Consider the following 23679-nt stretch of genomic DNA (forward strand, 5'->3'; position numbering starts at 1 on the left):
CGGCAGTAGGTCATCCCATGAACGATAGTACGCTGTCTCTGTTCGTCAGAGTCACCCAGAAATGCCAGGAAGCCGAGGATATCGTCAGTTACGAGCTGTCCGATCCTCACGGGCGCCCCCTGCCCGCCTTCAGTGCCGGCGCGCACATCGATGTACGCGTCAAGGAAGGCGTGATTCGCCAATACTCGCTGTGCGGTCATCCGGAAGAACGTGATCGCTACTTCATCGCCGTCCTGCGCGAGCCCAGCTCTCGTGGCGGCTCGGTCGCCATGCACGATGAGATCGAGGAGGGCGATCTGCTGCAGATCAGCGCCCCCAAGAACCACTTTCCTCTAGAACCCGCCAAGCGCTCGGTCCTGTTCGCCGGCGGCATCGGCGTCACGCCGATCCTGTGCATGGCCGAACGTCTGGCGCACACGCAAGCACAGTTCGATATGCATTACTGTTCACGCTCGCGCGAACGCATGGCCTTCGTCGACCGCCTTGAGCAATCCGCTTACGCTGATCATGTGCATTTTTATTACGACGATGCGCCCGAGGCCGGCAAGCTGGATGTGGCCACCGTCGCGGGTGAGCCGAACGACGAGACGCATATCTATGTCTGCGGCCCGGGCGGCTTCATCGATCACGTCATGTCGACCTGCAAGGCGCAGGGCTGGCCGTCGTCACAATTGCATACCGAGTATTTCAGTGGCGTGGAGACGACCTCCGAGGACGACGAAAGCTTCGACGTGAAAATTGCCAGCAGCGGCGCGACGTTCCCGGTCCCCAAGGACAAGAGCGTCTACGAGGTGCTGAGCGAAAACGGCGTCGAAATCATGGTGTCGTGCGAACAGGGTGTCTGCGGTACCTGCCTGACGCGCGTTCTAGAGGGAGAGCCGGATCATCGCGACCTCTACCTCGATGACGATGAACACGCCGCCAACGACCAGTTCACGCCATGCTGCTCTCGCGCCAAGAGCAAGACGCTGGTGCTGGATTTGTAAGAGTCACCTATCCATCCCAACTGGCGGTGCCCGATGACCGGCCCCGGGACGCCGCCATTCTCACGCGTTTCCTGCACAATGCCCCGCGAGCGACATGGCCGCGGTGCGAACCGCTGTGTACGCGTTACCATTCCGGGTACACGCGACGACGCCCTTCCCGGCCCTTGGAGCGGCAGACCCGCCGGCACGCGCCGGATGGTGTCGCGACCATGCGATGACTGCGGCCGGATGGCCGCGTCCGAATGCCTTCCCGCCCTGAAACATTACCGCTTGGTCGCATAAACAAAGGGATAATATCTCAAAATACGAGATTATTACATACTCCAGTTCCCTAGCATGACAACAAAGCCGTTCGCGAAGGTCTTAGGAGTCAACATGAACCATCTCAAAACAAAAACTGTCGCTTTTGCGGTGCTTCTTTTGTTCGCTTCGGCGACACAGGCACAGCAACTCGGCATCGGCACGATGGGCCAGGGTACCAGCGGGTATTCCATGGGCGCCGCGATTGCACGCGTGCTATCGGACAACGGCATAGACGCCCTGGTGCAGCCTAGTGCAGGCACCAGTGCCTATCTGCCTCTGATCGACATGGGGGAGCTCGACCTCGGCATTGCCAATGCCATCGAGGTCAGCGACGCGGTCTCTGGCCAGGGTTACTTCGAAGGACACGCTCTAAAGAATATTGCACCGGCCGCGCGTCTCTATCCGTTTAGGGTGGGGATCTTCGTGCGCGACGATAGCGATATACAGACGGTTGCGGATCTGGCTGGGCATTCCGTCACCTATGGCTTCACCAGTCAAGCCACGATGAACCGCGTGTTGGACGCGATACTTGCCGCTGGCGGCCTCGAGCCGTCCGATATCGAGCAAGTCATGGTGCCTAATATCGTGCGAGGGGTGAACGCTTTCCTAACTGGCCAAGCTGATGGAGCCTTCTTCGCCGCAGGGTCCGGTAAGGTAACGGAAGCTGACGCCTCTGCGGGTGGCATTCACTTCCTTCCCTTGCCTGAAAGTGACGAGGCGGAAAAGCGTCTTCAGAGCGTCATCCCACAAGCCTACGTGGATACCCTCGAGCCGCGCGAAGGCCTGACGGGTATCGATAATCCCATGCCCATGATGGCCTATGACTACATGCTAGTTGTAGGAACCCACGTCCCTGATGAACAAGTGGCGCGTATCGTCACGATCCTGCGCGACAACAAGCAGGCACTTGTCGACTCCTTCGGCGCGTTCCAGGACATGGATCCCGACGCCATGTATGTCGATATCGGCGTGCCCTACCACCCCGGCGCGCTCAGCGTACTGAATAGCAAAAACTAAAGGGCACGACCCCCACGGGCGCAGCAACGGGCCCGTGGGAGGCTCACCCATTTCCGCGGCCGCAGCACGCCGTTCGGCTTTCGCCACTATCTGATTGATGGATGACCGCCATGACCCTCTCGTCTCCAGGCACCCCTAGACGATCCACTCCCTATGGCCTGCTGACGGCGACGCTGGCCACGATCATGACCCTCTGTGCCATTCTTCAAGCGCTCGACGTCCCACAGATGCTGGGGCTCAGCCTCTATACCGAACAGTATCTGGCCTCGATCCTAGCCTTCGCGCTCGGCATGACCTTCCTCGTGGCTCCCCGCTTCACCGGACGGCTACGTTTCCTCGACCCGCTCATGGCGCTGGCAGGCTTTTGTGCCGCTGGCTATATCGCCCTGAGCTACCCGACGATCGTCAACGAATTGGTCTATCGGCCCGTGGACGGCCTGACCGTCAGCCTGGTCATCGGCTTGCTGACGATCGAGGCCGTACGCCGGCTAACCGGACCGGGACTGACCGTCATCGTGTCCCTGTTTCTAGCCTATGGCCTCGTCGGTTACCTGCTGCCCTTCGAGATGACGCGACAGATTCTGTGGGACAGGCTCGCGATCTATGTGGTCATGGATACCAACGGCCTGATCGGCTTGCCACTAATGGTCACGGCCAGCATGGTCTTTTCGTTCATATTTCTGGGCCAACTCCTCGTCAGTTCCGGCGGTAGCGCGTTCTTCAACGACTTGGCCCTGGCTTTGGTGGGACGCTCGCGAGGCGGGGCGGCCAAGATTGCGGTGGTCTCGTCTTTTCTCTTTGGCAGCGTCTCGGGCAGCGCGGTCGCCAATGTCGCGGCCTCGGGCGGCGTCACCCTGCCGCTGATGCGCCGAGCAGGCTACAAACCCCACATGGCCGCCGCGATCGAGGCACTTTCTTCCACCGGGGGGCAGCTTGCGCCGCCGATCATGGGGGCGGCTGCATTCCTGATGGCGGAGTTCCTGCAGATTTCTTTCGCCACGGTGATCCTGGCGGCAGTAATCCCCTCCTTGCTCTATTATCTGGCGATCTTCTTCTACATCGATGCCCACGCCGCCGCGAACGGCATGTCTCTGCCCGAGGACGTGGAAATTCGCCCACTTCGGCAAGTATTAGCGGACGGTTGGCAGTTCGTCGCCCCCTTCGTGATTCTCATCTGTGGCTTATTCGGACTAAACTGGCGCCCGGAACTTGCCGCACTGGCGGCCGCGCTGGCATTGGCCCTTCTGGCGTTGTTCCTGCCCTACCGCGGGAAGCGCAGCCGCCTAGGCGACCTGCTGCGCGCATTTCCCGACGCGGGCAAGGGCATGATCGAGATCGTCATCATCGCGGCAGCCGCTGGGATGGTCATCGGTGTCCTTAACATCTCGGGCCTTGCGTTTTCCCTGACACTGAACCTAGTGGCGATGGCGGAAGGTAGCCTGATGTTACTTCTGCTTATCGCAGCACTTGTCAGTGTCGTGCTGGGCATGGGGATGCCCACCGTTGGGGTCTACGTGCTTCTGGCCAGCCTGATCGGCCCCGCCCTCGTGCGTGCCGGGATCGAGCCCATCGCCGCGCACATGTTCCTGCTCTACTTCGGCATGCTGTCGATGATCACACCCCCTGTCGCCTTGGCGAGTTTCACCGCCGCGACCATGGCCGGCGCCGAAGCGATGAAAACCGGCTGGCAAGCGTTCCGCATGGGCTGGGTGGCTTATCTGATCCCCTTCGTCATGGTGTTCGAGCCGGGGCTGGTCATGCAGGCCGAACCCGCTGACGTCATGTGGCAACTCACCGGCGCCCTGATTGGAGTCTGGTTCGCGACCGGCGCCATCTACGGTTATCTCACCCGGCACTTGGGCATCGTGGAGCGCATCCTTTTAGGCACGATTGCGTTGGCGGGAATCTTACCGTTTTCGCTGGGTTGGGGTGGACATCTGGTCAACCTGCTCGCCATCTTCGCAGGCGTGGTTCTCATATTTCGTACTCGGTTAATCCCGAGTCTATCTGGAAGGAGTTGATTGGTGGCCGAAGGAAGCGCCTCTTCAAGCCTCACACGGCTGATGTCGATCCTCGACATTTTTACCGAAACACGTCCGGAATGGTCGTCGGACGACATGATGACCGTGCTCGGTTATCCACGTCCAACGCTCTACCGCTATCTCAAGGTCCTCACCGATTCCGGCATGCTTGCCTCTAATGGGCATGGCATCTACACGCTCGGGCCCAAGGTCGTTGAGATGGATCATCTCCTTCGGTTATCCGACCGCCTTGTCGGTATCGGGCGTCCCGTCGTCGAGCGACTGACCGAGCAGTACGCCTGTACCGCTTTTCTCGTGCGCTGGTACCGCAACCGACTTCTCTGCATGCACTCGGAAACATCGCTTGAGGCCCCGCTCAGCAGCTACCCGCGTGGTCGCGTCATGCCCATGAACCGGGGAGCCATTGCACGCACGATCCTCGCCCATCTGCAATCTCGCAAGGCGCGCAAGATCATTGAGTCCTTCGCCCCCGAAGGTCCCGAAGACGCCCGCAAAGCCTATATCGACGAGCAGATCTCGGCGCTGCGCACGGTTCGCCGGAACGGCTACGCCATCGCGTTCGGCGAGGTCACTCCCGGTGTGGTCGGCGTCGCTTCGCCGATTTTCGACGAAGCCGCGGAGCCCGCCGGTGCGCTCTGCATGACCATGCGACAGGAAGACTGTCCTCATGAGTTGCGCACCCTAATCACACAGGCAGTGCCCACCGCCGCCAACAACATCACCGGGACGCTGCGACAGTCCCGTCATACCGGCGCGGACCACACCCACCTCCCCCCACAAGAGGAAGTTAAAAACCGATGAAAAACCAACAAGATGCGGATGTCATCATTTCAGGGGGCGGCCCCGTCGGAATGGGGCTGGCAATCGAGCTGGGCCAGCGCGGCATCGACGTTCTGGTGATCGAAAAACATCCGTCGCCGCAGCGAGTCCCCAAGGGACAGAACCTGACGCAACGGACGATGGAACATTTTCGTGCCTGGGGCGCCGAATCCGAACTGCGCGCGGCCCGCACCGTGCCGGCCAACTTCGGTATTGGCGGATTGACCAGCTATGGCACGCTGCTGGGTGACTATCACTACGACTGGATGAAGCGCGAACTCGTTCACTCCTATTACGGCGCCGACAACGAGCGGTTGCCTCAGTACGCCACCGAGGAAGTCCTGCGCGCCCGGGCGGCCTCTCTGGACAGCGTGACGCTGCTGACCCGGCGGGAAGTGCGTGAAGTTCGAGAGGATGCGGAAGGCGTGACCGTCACGGTTCACGACCGCACCGACGGTACGAAGGCGACGTTCCGCGCCGCTTATGTCGTCGGGGCGGATGGTAGCCGGTCGGTGGTACGCGAATCCGTCGGACTGACGCAGATCGTATTCGACCACGACCGCTTGATGGTCCTACTCGTGTTTCAGTCCGATACGCTGCATCGCGCCCTGTTGGACAAGCATCCCGGCAAGAGCTTTTTCAATGTCCTGCATCCGGACCTTCAGGGTTACTGGCTGTTCTTCGGTCGCGTCGACCTGGAAGGCGAGTTCTTCTTCCATGCGCCCGTTCCCGACGACGCAGACCCCGAGACCTTCGACTTCCAAGGGTACGTCGAACGCGCTGTCGGCCAATCCATCGACATGCATATCCGCCATCGTGGGTTCTGGGATTGTCGCGTCGCCATCGCCGACAGTTACGGCAGTGAACGCACCTTCATCGCCGGGGACGCCGCGCATAATCACCCGCCCTATGGCGGTTACGGCATCAACACCGGCTTCGAGGACGCCCGCAATCTTGGCTGGAAACTCACCGCGCGTCTCAAAGGCTGGGGTGGCCCCGAGCTGCTGGCCTCCTACGATGCCGAACGTCGGCCGGTCTTCTGGTCCACGGCGAAGGACTTCATCGAGAAGTCCATCGAGACCGACCGCGACTTCTTGGCAACCTACGATCCAACCACAGACCTTGCCGAATTCGAGGCCGTCTGGTCCGCCCGCGCACGTGGCGCGGTCAATGAAGTCGGTGATTTCCAACCCAACTACCGTGGCTCTCGCGTCGTGGCCGGCTCGCGGGACGGCACCGCCAGCGCGAAGGGTGCGCATAGTTTCATCGCCCAGCCGGGGTATCACCTCGCGCCGCGGGCGCTTCCCGAGGGAGGCACAACCCATGATCGACTCGGCTCGGGGTTCTCGCTGATCGCACTCGGACAGGCCAGCGCCGCGGCACGTTTTGCCGAGGACGCGGCCCGGTTGCATATTCCCTTGACGGTCATCGAAAGCGCTGCCCCGGGAGAGGAAGATGAAACGGCCGACTACGGCGCATCGCTCATACTCGTGCGTCCCGATCAGTTCGTGGCCTGGGCCGGCGACACGATACCTAGTGACCTCGATGCAAACGACATACTGAAGTTAGCGATCGGCGCCTGAAAATAGCGAGTAGGCGATAGGGAATCCCTTCGGCTTCCCTGTCATGCTCTAGTTCGCGCCGTCTCCATTAACGCTATCAACCGCGAACCGCTGTGCCAAGCCGTCGGCGAACTTCTTTTGAGCGAAATTCAACCCTCCGCTACGCCGGTAGGTGATACCAATCCGGCGACGATTGTCCGGCAACGTCACCGGCACACGAACCAGTCCCTCCGGCAGCGCCCTGACTTTGCGCGGTGAGTAGAGCAATAACGCCAGGCTCTGACTTTCGCGCACCATGTTTTCGGCCAAATGAAACGTCACGATTTCACATGGCTGAACGGGGGGCGTTTGTCCGATGTCCAGGAAAAGAGACTCGAAATAGGTACGTATCGGTGTCCCCGTCGGCGCCACGATCCAAGTCTGAAGTGCCAAGTCTTCCATCGATACGAATTGTCGGGCACAAGGATGATCCGAGCGCGCCAGCACCGTGATTTCTTCTTCGGAAAGCGGTACTTCGACTAACTCATCGTCTTCGCCAAACTCGCGTAACAAGCCGACGACTAGATCGATTTCGCCACGGCGCAGCGCATCCGTGAGCATCACATAGCTACCGGTCAACGCAGATAAATGCAATTGAGGATACGCCACCAGCAATTCGCCGAAGACCTGAGTGATTCTTTCCTGTTCACAGAACGGGGTCATCCCTACCGCCACGCGTCCAGTCACCTCGCCGGCCAGCCGATCGAGCCGTTCATTGAGCGGTAGCATCAGGGCACGCAGTCGATTGCGTAACGCCGACAATCTTTCCGCCACGGGCTCGGCCCGCAGGCCGCCGCCCGTACGTTGAAACAACGAAACTCCCAGCCTCACGGACAAGGCACCCAGCGTACGACTGACATGCGACTGAGAGGTACCGAGCACACCGGCCGCCACAGTGGCCTTACCCGTCTGAACCACAGCCGATACGCAATCAAGGTCAGCCCACGTCACATCGAAAGGCAGGGGCAAAGTGGTCACCCCAGCGCCGAGTAGTGCCTCACGCTCACGCCTCAGCTCCGCCACTAGGCGAGCACAATGTTGACGCACGACCTCGCCCTCGGGCGTCGGTTCCGCCCCACTCCAACCGCGTTGAAACAAGCTTATGGACAACGTCGATTCGGCACGATGAATGGTTCGCGAAAGGCTGCTTTGGCTGATATTGAGCGCCTTTGCGGCCCGCGAAAAACCCCGTTGCTCGGCGACGGCCAGAATGGCACGCACCTCACGGATGGAAAGACGGGGTGACACCTCATCGTGCGACATTCTCGTGCCTCCTGGCGGCTGGTTTTTCACTATATCAAAAACGCAAAGCGCTATTTCACCTTCGCATGAGACGGCCGTGACGCTTTCACCTAACTTCAGAAAGACCTGACTATCTTGGCAACCAAGTGAGGAGACAGCATGCCTGACAAATATAAACCGGCGGTGGTGCTCAAGCGACGCGAGCTGACCGATCATATAAGTGAAATCACTCTGGGCTTAGCCGACGACTCACCCTTGCCGGCGTCCCGAGCAGGTGCGCATGTCGAGCTACGCTTTGGCGGAAACGACGGCCGATTCTTGCGTCATTACTCGCTTATCGGCCCGCTCGATCTCACCAGCACTCATGAGCCTTTCTGGCGTATTGCCGTGCAACGTGAAAACCGCCGCCGGGGATCCGATTACATTCATCGGCATTTCAGAGCGGGCACTAACGTACTGATATCTCCCGCGCTCAGCCCCTTTCGGCTGACTTCCGATGATGGCCCTGCTTTGCTTATCGCCGGCGGTATCGGCATTACCGCAATCCTCCCCATGCTGCGCTCCTGCGTGATGCGCCGACGCGATGTCCACATGCTCTATGTCGGGCGCAGCCGTGAGGCCATGGCCTATGTCGAGGAAGCCGAGGCGCTGGGGGGTGACGCCGTCACCGTGCATGACGCCACGGCGCTCGGAGGTAGGCCCGATCTCGACGCATTGCTCGCTCAGCAGCCCACCAATACCACCGCCTATGTGTGCGGCCCGCCGGCATTGATCGACGGCACCCGCCAAGCAGCGCAACGATTGGGATGGGCGCCGGAACGCGTGCGTCACGAGATATTCAATGCCGCCCACAAGGCCGAGGACCATGCCGTTACGGTGCAGACCCGAAGCGGTACGCAGATTCCCGTCTCACCCGGCCATACCTTGTTGGAAGCACTCGAAGCGGCCGGTGCCGAGACCTTTTCGGACTGCCGCCGCGGAGAGTGTGGCCTGTGCATCACCCCGGTCAGCAGCGTCGATACTGACATCGACCATCGCGATCGCTTTCTCACCCCCGATCAGAAACGGAGCAATCGGCAAATCGCCTTGTGCTGCTCTCGTCCGCGTTCGGGATCGATTGCACTCGATATCTGAAAGATAAAAAAATAAAGGAGCTAACTGCCATGATCCACGCTAGCCAAGCGATACCGCTCAACGACGAAGCCATTTTCGACGCCATGCCCATGGAAGAAGGTGGCCAATTCGCCAATCATGCCACGCCCCTGATTCGTAACTGCTGGTATGTGTGTGCGCGGCGCGATGAGGTGGGCCGTCAGCCTATCTCACGCCGCCTTCTCGACACGGATGTGGTCATGTACCGCACCCAAAGCGGCCAGCCGGTAGCCATGCATAATCGCTGTCCGCACCGTGCCTTTCCCCTAGTGAAAGGCCGGGTGGAGGGCGACCGGCTGGTGTGCGGTTATCACGGCATGGAGTTCGAACCCGACGGGCTATGCGCGCATCTGCCCGCGGTCTCTCATGTACCCGCCAACGCCTGTGTCCAAACCTATCCCATTGCCGACCGCGGCCCATTGACCTGGATCTGGATGGGAGATCCCAACCTGGCCGACGAAGCATTGATCCCCGAACTGCCCTGGCTTGCTTCTCCTGAGTGGGGCAGCGTGACCGGTGGCTTTCATATCAAAACCGACTATGTGTCGATGCATGAAAATCTCATCGATCAGACCCACTTCCCCTTCTTGCATCCAGGCACGGTGGGGACGCCTGAGTACGCGCGGGCCAGCATGAGTGCCGCCACCGAGGGCAATCAGGTGATGATCAATCGCCGTCTAGACAACGCGCCGCCCCCGGGCATTTACGGCAAACCGGCCGATATCATGCACAAGAACGTGGACCGCACCTCCGAGGCACGTTTCGTCTCACCTGCTGTGCATACTGCTCACGCCCAGATCTTCGATAACTATCCGGAGCCAAGTAAGCCCTCGGTATATGGCTATTACATAACGCATTGCTTCACGCCCGAATCCAACCATTCCATCCACTACTGGTGGTTCAATTCGCGCGATTACCGACTTGACGATACCGACATCGATGACTTCATGCGTGATGCGAGTACGCAAGCGTACTATGAGGACGTCGAAGCGCTGGAATGGATCATGGACGTCGTGCTGACCGACAAAGAAGCCCAGCAATTCGAGTTGAGTTTCGCGCCCGACAAGCCTGGTTTGATGGCTAGGCGAATCATGCATCGCCTGGCGATGTCTGAGCGGGGGTAATGGCCGATCATCGACATGCATTGCTGGCATACTTTGTTCATCAATAATGAAGCCGGGCAATCATGGCCCGGCTTCATTATTACCTCATCTTGACACACCTTTCCCTATTTTACGCCTCAAGTTGATACCTTCATTTGCTCATGCCGCGCCCAATAGCCCATGCGGGTCCAGCACGAACTTGCTGGCCACACCGGAATCGAATTGCTGATAACCTTGCGGCGCGTCTTCCAGGGAAATGACCTGAGCATTGACGATCTCGGCGATATTAAGTCGTCCGTGCAGAATCGCCTGCATCAACTGGCGGTTGTACTGCACCACCGGCGTCTGCCCGGTGTGGAAGGAATGTCCCTTGGCCCAGCCCAGGCCGAAGCGCAGGCTGAGATTGCCACTCTGGGCCGCTTTCTCGGTGGCGCCGGGATCTTCAGTGACATAAAGACCCGGAATGCCGATCGAGCCGGCCTCGCGAGTGACCTCCATCATCTGGTTGAGCACCACCGCCGGTTGCTCCTTGCCGCCATGGCCCACCGCTTCGAAGCCGACGGCGTCGATGGCACTGTCGACCTTCGGCTCGCCCACCACGGCAGCGATCATCTCGCCCAGGCGATCGTGACGGTTCAAGTCGATGGGCTCGAAGCCCATCTTGCGGGCATGCTCCAGACGCTGCTGGTTGAAGTCTCCGATCATGACCACCGCGGCCCCCAGCAGGTGCGCCGATGCCGCCGCGGCAAGCCCCACCGGGCCGGCCCCCGCGACATAGACCGTCGAGCCCGGGCCCACCTTGGCATTCAAGGCACCATGGAAGCCGGTCGGCAGGATATCGCTCAACATCGTCAGGTCGCGGATCCTGTCCATCGCCTGGTCGCGATCCGGGAACTTAAGCAAGTTGAAGTCGGCATATGGCACCATGACATAGTGCGCCTGGCCACCGACCCAGCCGCCCATGTCGACGTAGCCGTACGCCCCGCCGGCACGCTCGTCGTTGACGTGCAGACACAGCCCGGTATGCCCTTCTTTGCAGGTGCGACAGCGGCCACACGCAACGTTAAATGGCACCGAGACCAGGTCGCCGATATCGAGGAACTCGACGTCCTTGCCCTTCTCGATGACCTCGCCGGTGATTTCGTGGCCCAGCACCATGCCCGCTGGCGCCGTCGTGCGGCCACGTACCATGTGCTGGTCGGAACCGCAGATATTGGTGGAGACCACATTGAGGATCACGCCATGCTCAATGGCCTTGCCACTCGGCGCTTGCATCCTGGGGTAAGCAATGTCTTGAACCTCGACCTTGCCGGGCCCGGTATAGACGACACCACGATTGTTAGCCATCTTCGACCTCTCTTGCTGAGAATGGGCCGATACCGCCCCCGGTATCGGCATAGCGGGACCGGCGCCCACCTGACGCATGGCACCTAGTCCATCATCGTATCGGGAAGAAACAGCACGATTTCAGGGAACACGATCAGCAGTCCGATGGCCGCGATCATCACCAGCCAGAACGGCATGACGCCCTTGAAGATGTCGCGCAGCGGCACGTTGGGCGCCACGGACTTGACGATGAAGACGTTCACGCCCACTGGCGGACTGATCAGTCCCATTTCCAGTGTCAGCACCACCAACACGCCGAACCAGATGGGATCGAACCCCAACTGGGTAATCACCGGGAAGAAGATCGGCATGGTCAGCACCAGCATCGCGAACCCTTCCAGGAAGCATCCCAACACCAGGTAGCAGGCCAGGATTATGAGCAGGACCCCATACGGCCCGATATCCAAGCCTATCAAGAAATCACCCAGCGCTTGGGGGATATGGCTCAAGGCCAGAAAGGGGTTGAGCATATGCGCGGCGATCAGAATCAGCATCACGGTCGCCGTCGTGGTGATCGAACTTTGTGCTGCCCGCCAGAAAGACGCCAGCGTCAGCTTGCGCATGGCGGCACCGAAGAGGATCGTCAGCCCGGCACCCACCGCAGCAGCTTCCACCGGCGAGAAGATCCCCGAATAGATACCGCCGATCGTCAGCAAAATGATGATCAAGATCGGTGTCGCGCCTAGAAGCCCTTGTTGCTTCTCTCGCCAAGACGTCTTGGGTCCGGAGGGCGCCAGCGTCGGCTTGATAGTGGCCAACACCATGATCAAGATGACAAATAGCAAACACAGCATGATCCCCGGTAACACGCCCGCCAGAAACAGGCGTCCAATGGACTGCTGCGTCAAGATGGCGTAGATCACGAAGCCGGTCGAGGGCGGAATGAGAATCCCCAACGTCCCCCCCGCAGCCACCGCCCCCGTCGAGAGCTTGGCACTGTAATTAAAGCGCTCCATTTCGCTGAGCGAGACACGGCCCATGGTCAACGCCGAGGCCACGGAAGAGCCGCATAACGCGGCAAATCCCGCGCACCCCACCACCGTGGCTGACGCCAGGCCACCGCGTACGGAACCGATGAGCGCATAAGCCGCGTCATAAAGCTTGCGGCTCATCCCTGACTCGGTGGCGATATTACCCATCAATATGAACAAGGGAATGACGATCAACTCAGCATTCGAGACGATGGTAAAGGTTTCACTGGCCAACAAGCTCAACGCTGAGTTGAGACTATCGAGCAAGGCAATGCCGCCGAACCCGACGACGAATATTGCAAAGGCCACGGGGATTCGCAGTACCAAAAGCGCAAATAGCACCAAGATGCCCAAGGCACCCACCAGCTCGGTACTCATAAATCCTCTTCCTTTTGCGGAGCCGCGCGGCTATAGGAGGGGGTCAATAACGTTTTGACGATACGCGTCAGGATGGAAAGTGCCGTCAAGAAGGCAAAAAACGCCACGATGTATTGGAATGGCGCCTTGGGTATGCCAATGATGTTGGTACTCAAGTTGAGTAATTTCGACATTTCCGCCGCACCGAGCATCGTGTAGCCAATCGCCGTGAAGATGGCACACCCCAGCACCCAGCCCGCGATATCCAGCCAATAATTCATTCGCGCGGGAAACTTATTCTCGAAGATATCCACAGCGATGTTGCCGCCCTGCTGATCGCAAAGCGCCATACCGCCGAACACAATGATGACCATGGTCATTTGCGATAGATCCTGCCCCCCTGTCAGAGGAGCACCAAAAAAGCGCCCTGTGACGTCTACCACAGTCACTAGAACCGCGAAAATCAGGGCAAGAGTACCGACGACACTGGAAAGATTCACAAACCTATCCAGTGTCCGGGTCACCTGCGTGAGAAAGTGACTCATAGGCGGTTCACTCCCCACGCATGGCGTTTAGCACGTCCTCAGTCCCCTTATCCGCCAAACGCTGCTTGCGGAAGGTATCGGCGATGGCCTCGAACTTTGCAATTTCTTTATCGCTGAGTTCGATCACCGTATTGTCGGGATCCTCACGCAATGCCTTGAGCGTTTCATTGGCACGTTCATTCCAGCCTTGTTCCCCGCTACGTGATAGCTTCATTCCGCTATTGTCATCGATAGCCTGCTGGAACTCAGGGGAAAGGCTGGCGTATTTCTTCTGATTCATGGCTAGATAAAACATGATATGGCCCAGTGGCGCACCCACCGAATATACGTTGGCCACTTCATCGAGCTTGAAATCGTTCACGGCACTCGCGCCGGTGACCAAGCCATCGATGAGACCGGTTTGCAGCGCGTTATAAACCTCGCCGGCAGGCATTTGCACGGGCGTGCCGCCATAGGCATCGATCAATGCTGCCGTCATTTCTCCCGAAACACGAATCTTTAATCCCTCGAGATCTGCCGGATTATGGATTTCTTTATCTTTCATTATGAAAATGCTGGGCTCGCTGGTCCAAAGTGCCAAAGGCTTAGTGCCAGGAAATTCACTTTTTAGATGCTCATCATAGGCATTCCAGAGCATCTCATAACCATGCATTCCTTCTGGAATCGCCCCCGGCATTTCCACGACCATCGACTTCTTGAATTGTGACGAGGTATACCCTGGAATCCCCCAGACGATATCCGCCACGCCCTGTAGCACTCGCGGATACTGCTCCTTGGGGCCCGAACCCAACTCACCGCCTGGATAGACGTTGATTTTCAATTCACCATTCGTTTGTTCTTCAACCCCTTCCTTCAGGGGATAAACGATGGCGCTATTGACGACATGCGCCGGCGCGACGAAGTGAGCAAGCTTCAAGGTCTCAACGGCATTGGCACCTGCACTGAGAGCCATCGCCACGCCAGCCGTCAGTGTTAGCAGGGTGCGGTTTTTTAACGTTTTCATTCCGGCGTCTCCCGACTTTTATTAAACTTTAGTTTTATTTTCTCTCCGTCTTCGCACAAAAGCACATAAAGAAACGGAGCCTGGAAGCACCGTACTCGGCTCTCAGTCACCGCAACAAATTCAAATCACGTGCTTGGGTATACGTTTTTGCTATCCCGTACACGTGCGAATAAGCGAGGTAGGATCGGCCATGCGCTCACCCAGCGCCAGCAAGATGTCTTTGAGCACCTTCAAAGCCTGGGTCGGGGAATCATCGGCACGCGTGGTGATGCCGATCGGGCGTAGAGTGCCCGTCAGTTTGATGGGCAGCAGCGCCAGCTGGCCGCTTTGCACCTCGAAGAACACCTGATGGGGCGACACCAGGGTCACGCGATCGCTATCCAGCAGTAGGGTACGAATCGTACTGAGATTGCCGGACTCCACTACCACCGAGGGTGTCGTCAGGCCAGCGCTGCGGAACTCCTGCTCGAAGCTCACCCGCGCTGGCGTACCTTGTCGCGGCGCGATCCACTGTGCATCGAGCAGATCACACAGTTGCAACGAGGCATGTTGCATTAAAGGGTGGTCGTGGCGCGCCGCGACGGCGAGGCGATCATGGAAAAGGCGCTGTTGGTGGGTGTCTTCGCTGGTCCCCGCTTGGCGTAGCGCTCCGATAAGGATATCGATCTCGCCATGACGCAACGATTCGAACAACGCATCGTAGGTCCCCTCGATAATCGTCACGTTCAACCCCGGCAACTCACGCAACAAGGCATCCACGGCATGTGGTACCAATAGCGAGCTGGAGAGTGGCAAGGTGCCGATCACTACCCGCCCACGCACTTCGCCCTGCCAGGCGGAAAGATCGTCGCTGACCAGGGACAGCTCTCGCAGCGCCACCTTGAAATGACGAATCAACACCGCGCCGCCATCCGTCGCCAGCATGCCGCGTTGCGTGCGCAGGAAGAGCGACACGCCCAGCAGGCGTTCCAGGTCGCGCAGATTGCCGCTGACCGCCGGCTGGGTCAATCCCAGGCGTTTGGCCGCCAGGGGCTCGTTATGCAGGTCGGCGACGGCCACCAGCACCGTCAACTGACGATGCGACAAGCGTTGCGGGAGGCGCTCGAAATTGCCCTCGGGGTGCAGACGTGCCAGCGCGGTCTCGGCTTCGATCAATTGCTGCAAGGCACGCCGGAAGCGATGCAGGACTATCTTCCCCGCCGTGGTGCATAACATGCCGCTGCGATGGCGCTCGAACAGCGCCAGGCCGAGTTCCTTTTCCAGGTCGCGTACCGCCCGCGTCACGGCGGGTTGCGATAGATGAAGCGTCTCGGCCGCCCGCATCACGCTGCCCGCCTCGGCCACCGCGATGACCGCGCGCAAGCGCCGCATGTTGGGTGCGTACTCGAATGCCTCGCGATGCAGTTCGGTCATGGCCGACCCCTTCGACATGAATCGCTGCCTAGCATGCCGCACGTCGTCGTCGCGCGATATGCCATAAAGGGCGCATGCCAAGCACCTAATGCACCTGCCGCATAAGCAAAACGCATGTTGACGCTGGCGAAAAACATTATTCGTGTTTCAGGCAAGCTGACAGGATAAAACCATCGTCTTCAACGGTAGGTTCTGGCCCATGACTGTCGCGTCTTCTTCTCCCGCTGGCCTGGTGGTCAGCGCACATTCGGCGGATTTCGTATGGCGGGCGGGCGGCGCCATTGCCCTGCATGCCCGGCAGGGCTATGCCATGCATATCGTCTGCCTGTCGTTCGGCGAGCGGGGCGAATCCGCCAAGTTGTGGCGCCAGGGGAACATGAGCGAGGCAAAGGTCAAGGCGGCCCGCCGCGAGGAAGCCGAAGCGGCCGCCGCAGCCCTGGGCGCCACGGTCGAATTCTTCGATATCGGCGATTATCCCATGCGCGCCGACAAGGACACGCTATTCCGACTCGTCGATGTCTATCGCCGTGTGCAGCCCGAGTTCGTGCTCACGCATTCGCTCAAGGATCCCTACAACTACGATCACCCGCTCGCCACCGATCTCGCCCAGGAAGCCCGCATCATCGCGCAGGCCGAGGGCCACAATCCCGGCGAGACCATCGTCGGTGCCCCGCCCGTCTATTGCTTCGAGCCGCACCAGCCGGAGCAATGCCAGTGGCGTCCCGACGTACTGCTCGACATCACCGAGGTATGGGACGACAAGTACCGCGCGATTCAGTGCATGGCCGGGCAGGAACACCTGTGGGAATACTATACCCGCGTCGCCCTGCAACGCGGCGTGCAGGCCAAGCGCAACATCGGCATCACCGCGCAGAAGAACATCCAGTATGCCGAGGGCTATCAAAGCATCTTCCCCCGCGTCACGGAGAATCTGGCATGACGACCTCTCTGGAAACCCCCGGCATCGTCGTACGCGACATTCCCCGGGCCAAGCGCGAACACATCGATGCCCTCGGCGAAGAGGGCGTCGCCACCGTGCATGAAGCCCAGGGCCGCAAGGGACTGCTCGACCCCGCGATCCGCCCCATTCAGCAGGATCGCGGCATCAGCGGCTCGGCGGTGACCGTGCTGGTCTCGCCCGGCGACAACTGGATGTTCCACGTCGCCGTGGAGCAGTGCCAGCCCGGCGACATCCTCGTGGTGGCCACGCGCTCGCCCTGTATCGACGGCTATTTCGGTGACCTGCTGGCCACCTCGCTGCAGGCCCGTGGCGTGCGCGGCCTGGTCCTCGACGGCGGCGTGCGTGACACGCGCACCCTGCGCGACATGGGCTTCGCCGTCTGGTCGCGCGCCGTGCATGCCCAGGGCACCGTCAAGGAGACCCTGGGCTCGGTAAACATTCCCGTCGTCTGCGCCGGCCAGTGGATCAATCCCGGCGATATCGTCATCGCCGACGACGACGGGGTGGTCGTGGTGCGTCGTGACGAAGCCGACAGCGTGGTCACCGCCAGTCGCAAGCGCGCCACCGCCGAGGAAGACAAGCGCGTGCGCCTGGCCAATGGCGAACTGGGCCTCGACATCTACGACATGCGCCAGCGCCTCGCCGACAAGGGACTGACCTATTACGACGATCCGCAGGCGCTGGCGCGTGCCATGGAGTCCTCGTCATGAGCCAGACGCGCATCCCGTGTCTGCAGATGCGCGGCGGCACCTCGAAGGGGCTGTACTTCCTCGCCGAGGACCTTCCCCGCGACGCCGCCCGGCGCGATGCGGTGTTGCTCGCCGCGATGGGCTCACCGGATGCGCGTCAGATCGATGGCCTGGGCGGGGCGACCTCGCTGACCAGCAAGGTCGCGATCGTCGACCGCCCGACTCGCGACGACGTGGATGTGGACTACCTGTTCGCCCAGGTCGTCGTTGATGCCCCACGCGTCGACTATGGCCAGAACTGCGGCAACATCCTCGCCGGCGTCGGCCCCTTCGCCATCGAGCGCGGTTGGGTGACGGCATGCGACGGCACGACGCCGGTACGCGTGCACATGGTCAACACCGGCCAGGTGGCGATCATCCATGTCCCGACGCCTGGCGGGAGCGTCGAATACGCCGGCGACGCCCAGATTTCCGGCGTGCCGGGCAGTGCCGCCCCCTTGATCGTCGAATTCCAGGATACCGCCGGCTCGAGCTGTGGCGCCCTGCTGCCCACCGGCCAGCCCCGCGATACCGTCGAGGGCATCGACGTGACCTGTCTCGATAACGGCATGCCGGTGGTCCTGCTGCGTGCCGAGGATCTCGGCGTCAGCGGCCACGAAAGCTGCGCTGACCTGGAGGCCAATACCGCGCTGCGGGAACGCCTCGAACGCATTCGCCTGGCGGTGGGGCCGTGCATGAATCTGGGTGACGTCAGCGAACGCACCGTCCCCAAGATGACCCTCGTCGCCGCGCCTCGGCATGGCGGCAGCCTCGCCACGCGCTCGTTCATTCCACATCGCTGCCACGACGCCATCGGCGTACTCGGCGCGGTCAGCGTGGCCAGCGGCTGCCTGGTACCGGGCACCGTGGCCGAGGGGCTGGCGGTGCTGAACGAGGGACCGACACAGCGCCTGTCGATCGAGCACCCGACCGGCGAGTTCACCGTCGAGCTGACCCGTGACGCGGACGGCGAGATCGTCCGCGCGGGACTGCTGCGCACCGCCCGACTGCTCTTCGAAGGCCACTTGCATGTGCCGCGTGCCGTCTGGAATGGCGACACCGCGGCCCACTCCAACGGAGCCGCTTCATGACATCCGTCCCGCTATTGCCGCTGCCGGGCCTGCTGTGCGACGACGCCGTCTGGACCGAGGTGCGCGAACATCTCGTCGCCCCCACACTGCCCACGCCCGACTACGGCATGGCCGATTCCATCGGTGCCATGGCCGACATTGCCTTGCAAGACGCGCCCGAGCGCTTCATCGCGGTGGGCCATTCCATGGGCGGCCGCGTCGCCCTCGAGATCCAGCGACGCGCACCGCAGCGTCTCGCGGGCCTGGCGCTGCTGGATACCGGCTTCCGCGGTCGGGCGGCGGGAGAAGCGGGCCAGCGCGAACGCGAAAACCGTCACGCGCTGCTGGCCAAGGCCCGCCAGGACGGGATGCGCGCGATGGGCGGCACCTGGCTGCAAGGCATGGTGCACCCCGAACGCCTCGACGACGAAACACTCGTCGAGGCGATTCTGGCGATGATCGAGCGCAAGGATCCCGACACCTTCGCCGCCCAGATCGACGCGCTGCTGGCCCGTCCGGACGCCACCGAGCAACTGGCCGGCATCGCCTGCCCGACCCTGCTGCTGTGCGGACGCCAGGATGCCTGGAGTCCGCTGGAACGCCACGAGGAAATGGCGGGGCTGATTCCCGGCAGCCGTCTCGAGGTCATCGAGGAGGCCGGCCACATGAGTCCCATGGAGCGCCCCGCCGCCGTCGCCCGGGCGCTCGACCACTGGAGAAACCACGCATGACCGCCTTGTCCCACGAAGCCCGAGCGGCCATCGAACAGGCCTGCACCCGCCTGGTCCTCGATGCCGCCGCCGCCACCGACCGTCAGGACTATGCCGGCCTCGTGGCGCTTTTCACGCCGGACGGCCAGCTGTTTCGGCCCACCGCTCCCGAGGAACCGCTCGCCGGGCGCGACGCGATCCTGGCAAGCTACCAGGCACGCCCGGCACAGCGCATCACGCGGCATTTCTGCAGCAACATCCGTGTCCAGGTGGAAAGCGCCGAGCGCGCGCGAGTCAGTACCTATGTGCAAGTTTTCGCCGCCGACACCCAATACGCGCCGGACGGCCACTTCGGCTGGCCGTTGGCAGGCCGCACCATGATCGGTGAATTCGACGACCTGTGCGTCCTCGATCAGGGTGCCTGGCGCTTTGCGGAGCGCCACGCACGTTTCGTCATGCATCGCGATGGCTGACGCCATGGCACGCTATGCGTCATGTCATCTAGCAACCACACAAAAAGGGAGTACACGCCATGTCGGATACACAAGAGCGCTGGGGCATTCCCGGCACCTATGTCTTCGATCTCACGCTCTCGCGGCAAGGGTATGCCATCAACAAGATGTGCAACTCGCTCAAGTTCGACGAGAACCGCGAGGCCTTCAAGGCCGATGAAGAAGCCTATATGGAACGCTATGGCTTGTCGGAAGAACAGAAACAGGCCATTCGCGAGCGTGACTGGCTGCGCCTGACCCAGCTCGGCGGCAATCTGTTCTTTTTCCTCAAGCTTGGCGCCACCCTGGGCTACGGGCTTTACACCATCGGCGCACAGATGCGTGGCGAGAGCTACGAACAGTTCATGTCCACCCGCAACGTGCCAGGAGCAACCTGATGGGCAAGATCGTCGCCGGTATCGGCTCCTCCCATGTGCCCTCCATAGGGCGCGCCTACGACCAGCAGAAACAGACCGACCCCGCCTGGCAGCCTCTCTTCGACGGTTACGAACCCGTCAAGCGCTGGCTGGCCGAGGAGGTCAAGGCCGATGTCGTCATCCTGGTCTACAACGATCACGGCACCGAGTTCTTCCTCGATTGCTACCCCACCTTCGCGCTGGGTGTCGCCGACAGCTACGCCGTGGCAGACGAAGGCTACGGTAAACGCCCCCTGCCGGACTTCCCCGGGGATGCCGCCTTTTCCGAGCATCTCGCCAACCATCTGGTCTCCGACGAGTTCGACCTGACCTTGTGCCAGGAAATGGCCCTGGACCATGGCTTCCTCACCGCCATGCCCCTGCTCTGGGATCACGACGACACTGCCTGGCCGGTCAAGGTCGTGCCGCTGCTGGTCAACGTCATCCAGCACCCTCTGCCCACCGGCCAGCGCTGCTTCAAGCTGGGCGAGGCCATTCGGCGCGCCGTCGAGGCCTACCCCGAGGACACGCGCGTCGTGGTGGTCGGCACCGGCGGTCTCTCGCACCAGCTCAATGGCGAGCGTTTCGGACACATCAACGAAGAGTGGGACAAGCAGTGGATGCAGCGCATTCAGGACGAACCCCGCGAGCTTGCCGCCCTGTCGCACAAGGAGGTCATGACGGAGGCCGGCGCCGAGGGTGGTGAAGTCATCATGTGGTTCGTGATGCGCGGTGCCATGACCGAACGCGTCGAGGAGGTGCATCGCTTCTACTACGCCCCGATGACCACCGGCATCGGCCTGCTCGCGCTCAACAACAGCGACTGACTTCCACTCTCGAACGAGGTATCGAAAATGGCACGCATCGTCGGCGGACTCGCCGTATCCCACACCCCAACCATCGGCTTCGCCGTCGATCATGAGAAGCAGGAAGAAGACGCCTGGGCACCGATCTTCGAGAGCTTCGCGCCGATGACGCAGTGGCTGCAGGACAAGCGCCCTGACGTACTCTTTTACATCTTCAACGATCATGTGACGTCGTTTTTCTTCGACCACTACTCCGCCTTCGTACTCGGCATCGACGACCATTACGAGGTCGCCGACGAAGGCGGCGGGCCACGCGACCTGCCCGGCATCGGCGGGCACGCGGCGCTGTCTCGCCATATCGGCGAGAGCCTGATGGCGGATGAGTTCGACATGTCGTTTTTCCAGGACAAGCCGCTCGACCACGGCCTTTTCTCGCCCATGTCGGCGCTGCTGCCGTTCGAGGATGGCTGGCCGGTCGATGTTGTGCCCCTCCAGGTGGGCGTCCTGCAATTCCCGATCCCCAGCGCGGCGCGTTGCTACAAACTGGGGCAGGCGCTGCGCCGTGCCATCGAGAGCTATCCGGACGGTCTCGACGTGGCCATCGTCGCCACCGGCGGCGTTTCGCACCAGGTGCACGGCGAGCGCGCCGGCTTCAACAACCCGGAGTGGGATGCGCAGTTCCTAGACCTGCTGGTCAATGACCCACAACAGCTCACCCAGATGACCCAGGCGGAGTTCGCCACCCTGGGCGGCCTGGAAGGTTCGGAAGTGATCACCTACCTGATCATGCGCGGCGCGTTGTCCCACACCGTGATCAAGCGCCACCAGGATTATTACCTGCCGTCGATGACCGGGATCGCCACCCTGATCCTCGAAAATCAGGCGCAGCCCAACCCTATCGATCTAAGCGAGCGCTATCGTCAACACAGCCGCCATCAACTGGCCGGCATCGAGGCGCTGGAAGGCACCTACCCGTTCACGCTCGAACGCAGCCGCAAGGGCTATCGCATCAATCGCTTCCTGCATCGGCTGATCGAGCCCGACTGGCGCGAGCGCTTTCTCGCCGATCCCGAAGCGCTCTTCGAGGAGGCGGCACTCAGCGAGGAGGAACGCCGCCTGATTCGCGAGCGCGACTGGCGGGGCATGATCCATTATGGCGTCATCTTCTTCCTGCTGGAGAAACTCGGGGCCGTCATCGGCACCTCCAATCTCCATATCTATGCCGCCATGCGCGGCGAGAGCCTGGAAGAATTCCAGAAGACTCGCAATCAGCAGGTCACCTACTCCGTGGCTCGACGTCGAGATACCGACGACGCATCCTCGGCAGAGACTTGATAAGCTGACGCTTTATTTCACCACCACCCGGGAACGTTCGATGGTTCATAAAAAGGCAATCGCTTATTCAGTGTCATTCGCCGCTTTTCTAGGCCCTTTTACGCAAACCGTCTACGTTCCCATCCTTCCCGAACTGCAGGATACGCTGGCCACCAGCCAGCTACTCATCAATGCCAGCATTTCAGTATTCACCTTCATCATCGCCTTCATGCAGATCCTCTACGGTCCGCTGACCGACACCTGGGGGCGCAAGAAGGTGCTGCTGCCCGGCATCGCCCTCTATGTCGGAGCCTCGATCGGCTGCTTCTACGCCGACCACATCGCCTCATTGCTCTTCTTTCGCGTGTTCCAGGCCGTGGGCATCGCGACGGGGTCAGTGGTCGCCGTGACCGTCATCGGCGATCTTTTCCAAGGCGAGGAACGCCTCAAGGCAATGGGCACCTTCCAGATGCTGGTCGCGCTCGGCCCCGTCATCGGCCCAGTGGCGGGGGGCTTCATCGCCGGACAACTCGACTATCATTACGTCTTTTTGGCGCTGGCCATCGCCGGGGGGCTGATCGGCACCCTCAACTGGGCTTTGCTTCGGGAAACCAAGCCCGCCGGCCCCGCGCGCAGGATCGACATGGCCGAATACGCACGCATCGCGCGTGACCGCCAGGGGCTGACCATCGGTATTCTGGGCTTTGTGCAGTTCTATATTTACTACAATTTCCTGGTCTATCTGCCGGTGATCCTCGACCAGGGCTACACGCTCTCGGTGGCCCAGAAAGGGCTGATGTTCTTACCGCTTTCCGTCGCCTTGGTACTGGGAAGCTTCCTGAGTAGCCGTGTGCAAAAGCGCCTCTCGACGGAAAGCCTGCTGGTGATCACTGCCTTGCTGTGCGCCATCGATGTCGTGGCTTTTCTTGTCACGGCGACGCACTCGCTGACGCTGCTCATCGCGACAACATTCCTATTCGGATTGCTGTTGGGCCTGTCGCTTCCCGCGCAGACCGCGCTGCTGACGCGCGTCTTCGTCACCCACCGCGCCACCGCCGTGGGGCTTTATAACTTCTTCCGCTTCATGGGCATGGCCAGCGGGCCGTTTCTCGGCGCTTTGCTCTTCGGCCTCGGCGGCCTCACGCTTCTGTTCAGCATCGCCGCCCTGCTTTTCCTGCTCATCGCTCTGCTCACCCGACGCAATCTGATGCCCGCCCGGCCCCACTAGATTCCGTGAGAAAAA

General features: G+C 61.0%; 22 protein-coding genes. 16 read left to right on the plus strand and 6 right to left on the minus strand.

The window, feature by feature from the left end:
* Nucleotides 1-17 precede the first annotated feature (17 nt).
* The 5 genes from C8E00_RS09695 (at nt 18) to C8E00_RS09715 (ending at nt 6750) form a co-directional block, all read left to right on the plus strand.
* Entirely contained in the window at nt 18-986 is a 969-nt protein-coding gene (locus tag C8E00_RS09695; RefSeq protein WP_133697308.1) for a PDR/VanB family oxidoreductase, read from the plus strand.
* 375 nt (nt 987-1361) lie between these two features.
* Nucleotides 1362-2306, plus strand: coding sequence for a TAXI family TRAP transporter solute-binding subunit (locus C8E00_RS09700; protein ID WP_133697309.1), 945 nt, complete (start codon nt 1362-1364; stop codon nt 2304-2306).
* A 110-nt stretch (nt 2307-2416) separates the two neighbouring features.
* On the plus strand, nt 2417-4327 hold the full coding sequence (locus tag C8E00_RS09705) for a TRAP transporter permease (RefSeq protein WP_243833153.1): 1911 nt from the start codon (nt 2417-2419) through the stop codon (nt 4325-4327).
* Between the two features lie 3 nt (nt 4328-4330).
* Nucleotides 4331-5149, plus strand: coding sequence for an IclR family transcriptional regulator (locus tag C8E00_RS09710; RefSeq protein WP_133697311.1), 819 nt, complete (start codon nt 4331-4333; stop codon nt 5147-5149).
* Nucleotides 5146-6750 (plus strand): FAD-dependent oxidoreductase, encoded by a 1605-nt coding sequence (locus C8E00_RS09715; protein ID WP_133697312.1) that lies wholly within the window; start codon nt 5146-5148, stop codon nt 6748-6750. The genes C8E00_RS09710 and C8E00_RS09715 overlap by 4 nt, the downstream gene beginning before the upstream one ends.
* 48 nt (nt 6751-6798) lie before the next feature.
* On the opposite strand, the gene C8E00_RS09720 is transcribed toward C8E00_RS09715, so the two are convergent.
* Nucleotides 6799-8031, minus strand: coding sequence for a LysR family transcriptional regulator (locus tag C8E00_RS09720; protein ID WP_166638294.1), 1233 nt, complete (start codon nt 8029-8031; stop codon nt 6799-6801).
* A 138-nt stretch (nt 8032-8169) separates the two neighbouring features.
* On the opposite strand from C8E00_RS09720, the gene C8E00_RS09725 reads away from it, so the two are divergent.
* Nucleotides 8170-9144, plus strand: a complete 975-nt coding sequence (locus C8E00_RS09725) for a PDR/VanB family oxidoreductase (RefSeq protein WP_133697314.1) — start codon at nt 8170-8172, stop codon at nt 9142-9144.
* Between the two features lie 29 nt (nt 9145-9173).
* Nucleotides 9174-10286 (plus strand): Rieske 2Fe-2S domain-containing protein, encoded by a 1113-nt coding sequence (locus C8E00_RS09730; protein WP_133697315.1) that lies wholly within the window; start codon nt 9174-9176, stop codon nt 10284-10286.
* Between the two features lie 138 nt (nt 10287-10424).
* Here C8E00_RS09730 and fdhA read toward each other — a convergent pair whose 3' ends face one another.
* The 5 genes from fdhA to C8E00_RS09755 all read right to left on the minus strand — a co-directional run bounded on the left by fdhA (nt 10425) and on the right by C8E00_RS09755 (nt 15940).
* Nucleotides 10425-11612, minus strand: a complete 1188-nt coding sequence (gene fdhA / locus C8E00_RS09735; protein ID WP_133697316.1) for a formaldehyde dehydrogenase, glutathione-independent — start codon at nt 11610-11612, stop codon at nt 10425-10427.
* Nucleotides 11613-11695: 83 nt separating this feature from the next.
* Entirely contained in the window at nt 11696-13000 is a 1305-nt protein-coding gene (locus C8E00_RS09740; RefSeq protein ID WP_133697317.1) for a TRAP transporter large permease, read from the minus strand.
* On the minus strand, nt 12997-13524 hold the full coding sequence (locus tag C8E00_RS09745; protein ID WP_133697318.1) for a TRAP transporter small permease: 528 nt from the start codon (nt 13522-13524) through the stop codon (nt 12997-12999). The genes C8E00_RS09740 and C8E00_RS09745 overlap by 4 nt, the downstream gene beginning before the upstream one ends.
* Nucleotides 13525-13531: 7 nt before the next feature.
* Entirely contained in the window at nt 13532-14527 is a 996-nt protein-coding gene (locus C8E00_RS09750) for a TRAP transporter substrate-binding protein (RefSeq protein ID WP_133697319.1), read from the minus strand.
* A gap of 150 nt (nt 14528-14677) precedes the next feature.
* Nucleotides 14678-15940 (minus strand): LysR family transcriptional regulator, encoded by a 1263-nt coding sequence (locus C8E00_RS09755; protein ID WP_133697320.1) that lies wholly within the window; start codon nt 15938-15940, stop codon nt 14678-14680.
* Nucleotides 15941-16139: 199 nt separating this feature from the next.
* Here C8E00_RS09755 and galB point away from each other — a divergent pair, with 199 nt between their 5' ends.
* From galB to C8E00_RS09800, 9 genes are read left to right on the plus strand one after another with little or no spacing between them, the layout of a single operon-like run.
* Nucleotides 16140-16880 (plus strand): 4-oxalmesaconate hydratase, encoded by a 741-nt coding sequence (gene galB, locus C8E00_RS09760; RefSeq protein WP_133697321.1) that lies wholly within the window; start codon nt 16140-16142, stop codon nt 16878-16880.
* Complete coding sequence (locus tag C8E00_RS09765; RefSeq protein WP_133697322.1) at nt 16877-17611, plus strand: 4-carboxy-4-hydroxy-2-oxoadipate aldolase/oxaloacetate decarboxylase; 735 nt, start codon at nt 16877-16879, stop codon at nt 17609-17611. The genes galB and C8E00_RS09765 overlap by 4 nt, the downstream gene beginning before the upstream one ends.
* Complete coding sequence (locus tag C8E00_RS09770; protein ID WP_133697323.1) at nt 17608-18720, plus strand: 4-oxalomesaconate tautomerase; 1113 nt, start codon at nt 17608-17610, stop codon at nt 18718-18720. Before C8E00_RS09765 ends, C8E00_RS09770 begins: the two co-directional genes overlap by 4 nt.
* Nucleotides 18717-19430 carry an alpha/beta fold hydrolase gene (locus tag C8E00_RS09775; protein ID WP_011505635.1) on the plus strand — a complete coding sequence of 238 codons (714 nt, stop codon included), beginning with the start codon at nt 18717-18719 and terminating at the stop codon, nt 19428-19430. Before C8E00_RS09770 ends, C8E00_RS09775 begins: the two co-directional genes overlap by 4 nt.
* Entirely contained in the window at nt 19427-19882 is a 456-nt protein-coding gene (locus C8E00_RS09780) for a nuclear transport factor 2 family protein (protein ID WP_133697324.1), read from the plus strand. Before C8E00_RS09775 ends, C8E00_RS09780 begins: the two co-directional genes overlap by 4 nt.
* Before the next feature lie 59 nt (nt 19883-19941).
* Nucleotides 19942-20298: a protocatechuate 3,4-dioxygenase gene (locus C8E00_RS09785; protein ID WP_133697325.1), complete on the plus strand. Its 357-nt coding sequence runs from the start codon at nt 19942-19944 to the stop codon at nt 20296-20298.
* Nucleotides 20298-21143, plus strand: coding sequence for a class III extradiol dioxygenase family protein (locus C8E00_RS09790; protein WP_133697326.1), 846 nt, complete (start codon nt 20298-20300; stop codon nt 21141-21143). Before C8E00_RS09785 ends, C8E00_RS09790 begins: the two co-directional genes overlap by 1 nt.
* A 27-nt stretch (nt 21144-21170) precedes the next feature.
* Entirely contained in the window at nt 21171-22457 is a 1287-nt protein-coding gene (locus C8E00_RS09795; protein WP_133697327.1) for a gallate dioxygenase, read from the plus strand.
* 40 nt (nt 22458-22497) lie between these two features.
* A complete protein-coding gene (locus tag C8E00_RS09800; protein ID WP_133697328.1) occupies nt 22498-23664 on the plus strand; it encodes an MFS transporter in 1167 nt (388 codons plus the stop codon).
* Nucleotides 23665-23679 lie beyond the last annotated feature (15 nt).

Source organism: Chromohalobacter marismortui (assembly GCF_004364315.1).
Taxonomy (GTDB): domain Bacteria; phylum Pseudomonadota; class Gammaproteobacteria; order Pseudomonadales; family Halomonadaceae; genus Chromohalobacter; species Chromohalobacter marismortui.

Coding starts and splice junctions, on each gene's coding strand:
- C8E00_RS09695 (WP_133697308.1), top strand. CDS start 18: ATGAACGATAGTACGCTGTCTCTGTTCGTCAGAGTCACCCAGAAATGC.
- C8E00_RS09700 (WP_133697309.1), top strand. CDS start 1,362: ATGAACCATCTCAAAACAAAAACTGTCGCTTTTGCGGTGCTTCTTTTG.
- C8E00_RS09705 (WP_243833153.1), top strand. CDS start 2,417: ATGACCCTCTCGTCTCCAGGCACCCCTAGACGATCCACTCCCTATGGC.
- C8E00_RS09715 (WP_133697312.1), top strand. CDS start 5,146: ATGAAAAACCAACAAGATGCGGATGTCATCATTTCAGGGGGCGGCCCC.
- C8E00_RS09720 (WP_166638294.1), bottom strand. CDS start 8,031: ATGTCGCACGATGAGGTGTCACCCCGTCTTTCCATCCGTGAGGTGCGT.
- C8E00_RS09725 (WP_133697314.1), top strand. CDS start 8,170: ATGCCTGACAAATATAAACCGGCGGTGGTGCTCAAGCGACGCGAGCTG.
- C8E00_RS09730 (WP_133697315.1), top strand. CDS start 9,174: ATGATCCACGCTAGCCAAGCGATACCGCTCAACGACGAAGCCATTTTC.
- fdhA (WP_133697316.1), bottom strand. CDS start 11,612: ATGGCTAACAATCGTGGTGTCGTCTATACCGGGCCCGGCAAGGTCGAG.
- C8E00_RS09740 (WP_133697317.1), bottom strand. CDS start 13,000: ATGAGTACCGAGCTGGTGGGTGCCTTGGGCATCTTGGTGCTATTTGCG.
- C8E00_RS09745 (WP_133697318.1), bottom strand. CDS start 13,524: ATGAGTCACTTTCTCACGCAGGTGACCCGGACACTGGATAGGTTTGTG.
- C8E00_RS09750 (WP_133697319.1), bottom strand. CDS start 14,527: ATGAAAACGTTAAAAAACCGCACCCTGCTAACACTGACGGCTGGCGTG.
- C8E00_RS09755 (WP_133697320.1), bottom strand. CDS start 15,940: ATGACCGAACTGCATCGCGAGGCATTCGAGTACGCACCCAACATGCGG.
- galB (WP_133697321.1), top strand. CDS start 16,140: ATGACTGTCGCGTCTTCTTCTCCCGCTGGCCTGGTGGTCAGCGCACAT.
- C8E00_RS09765 (WP_133697322.1), top strand. CDS start 16,877: ATGACGACCTCTCTGGAAACCCCCGGCATCGTCGTACGCGACATTCCC.
- C8E00_RS09770 (WP_133697323.1), top strand. CDS start 17,608: ATGAGCCAGACGCGCATCCCGTGTCTGCAGATGCGCGGCGGCACCTCG.
- C8E00_RS09775 (WP_011505635.1), top strand. CDS start 18,717: ATGACATCCGTCCCGCTATTGCCGCTGCCGGGCCTGCTGTGCGACGAC.
- C8E00_RS09780 (WP_133697324.1), top strand. CDS start 19,427: ATGACCGCCTTGTCCCACGAAGCCCGAGCGGCCATCGAACAGGCCTGC.
- C8E00_RS09785 (WP_133697325.1), top strand. CDS start 19,942: ATGTCGGATACACAAGAGCGCTGGGGCATTCCCGGCACCTATGTCTTC.
- C8E00_RS09790 (WP_133697326.1), top strand. CDS start 20,298: ATGGGCAAGATCGTCGCCGGTATCGGCTCCTCCCATGTGCCCTCCATA.
- C8E00_RS09795 (WP_133697327.1), top strand. CDS start 21,171: ATGGCACGCATCGTCGGCGGACTCGCCGTATCCCACACCCCAACCATC.
- C8E00_RS09800 (WP_133697328.1), top strand. CDS start 22,498: ATGGTTCATAAAAAGGCAATCGCTTATTCAGTGTCATTCGCCGCTTTT.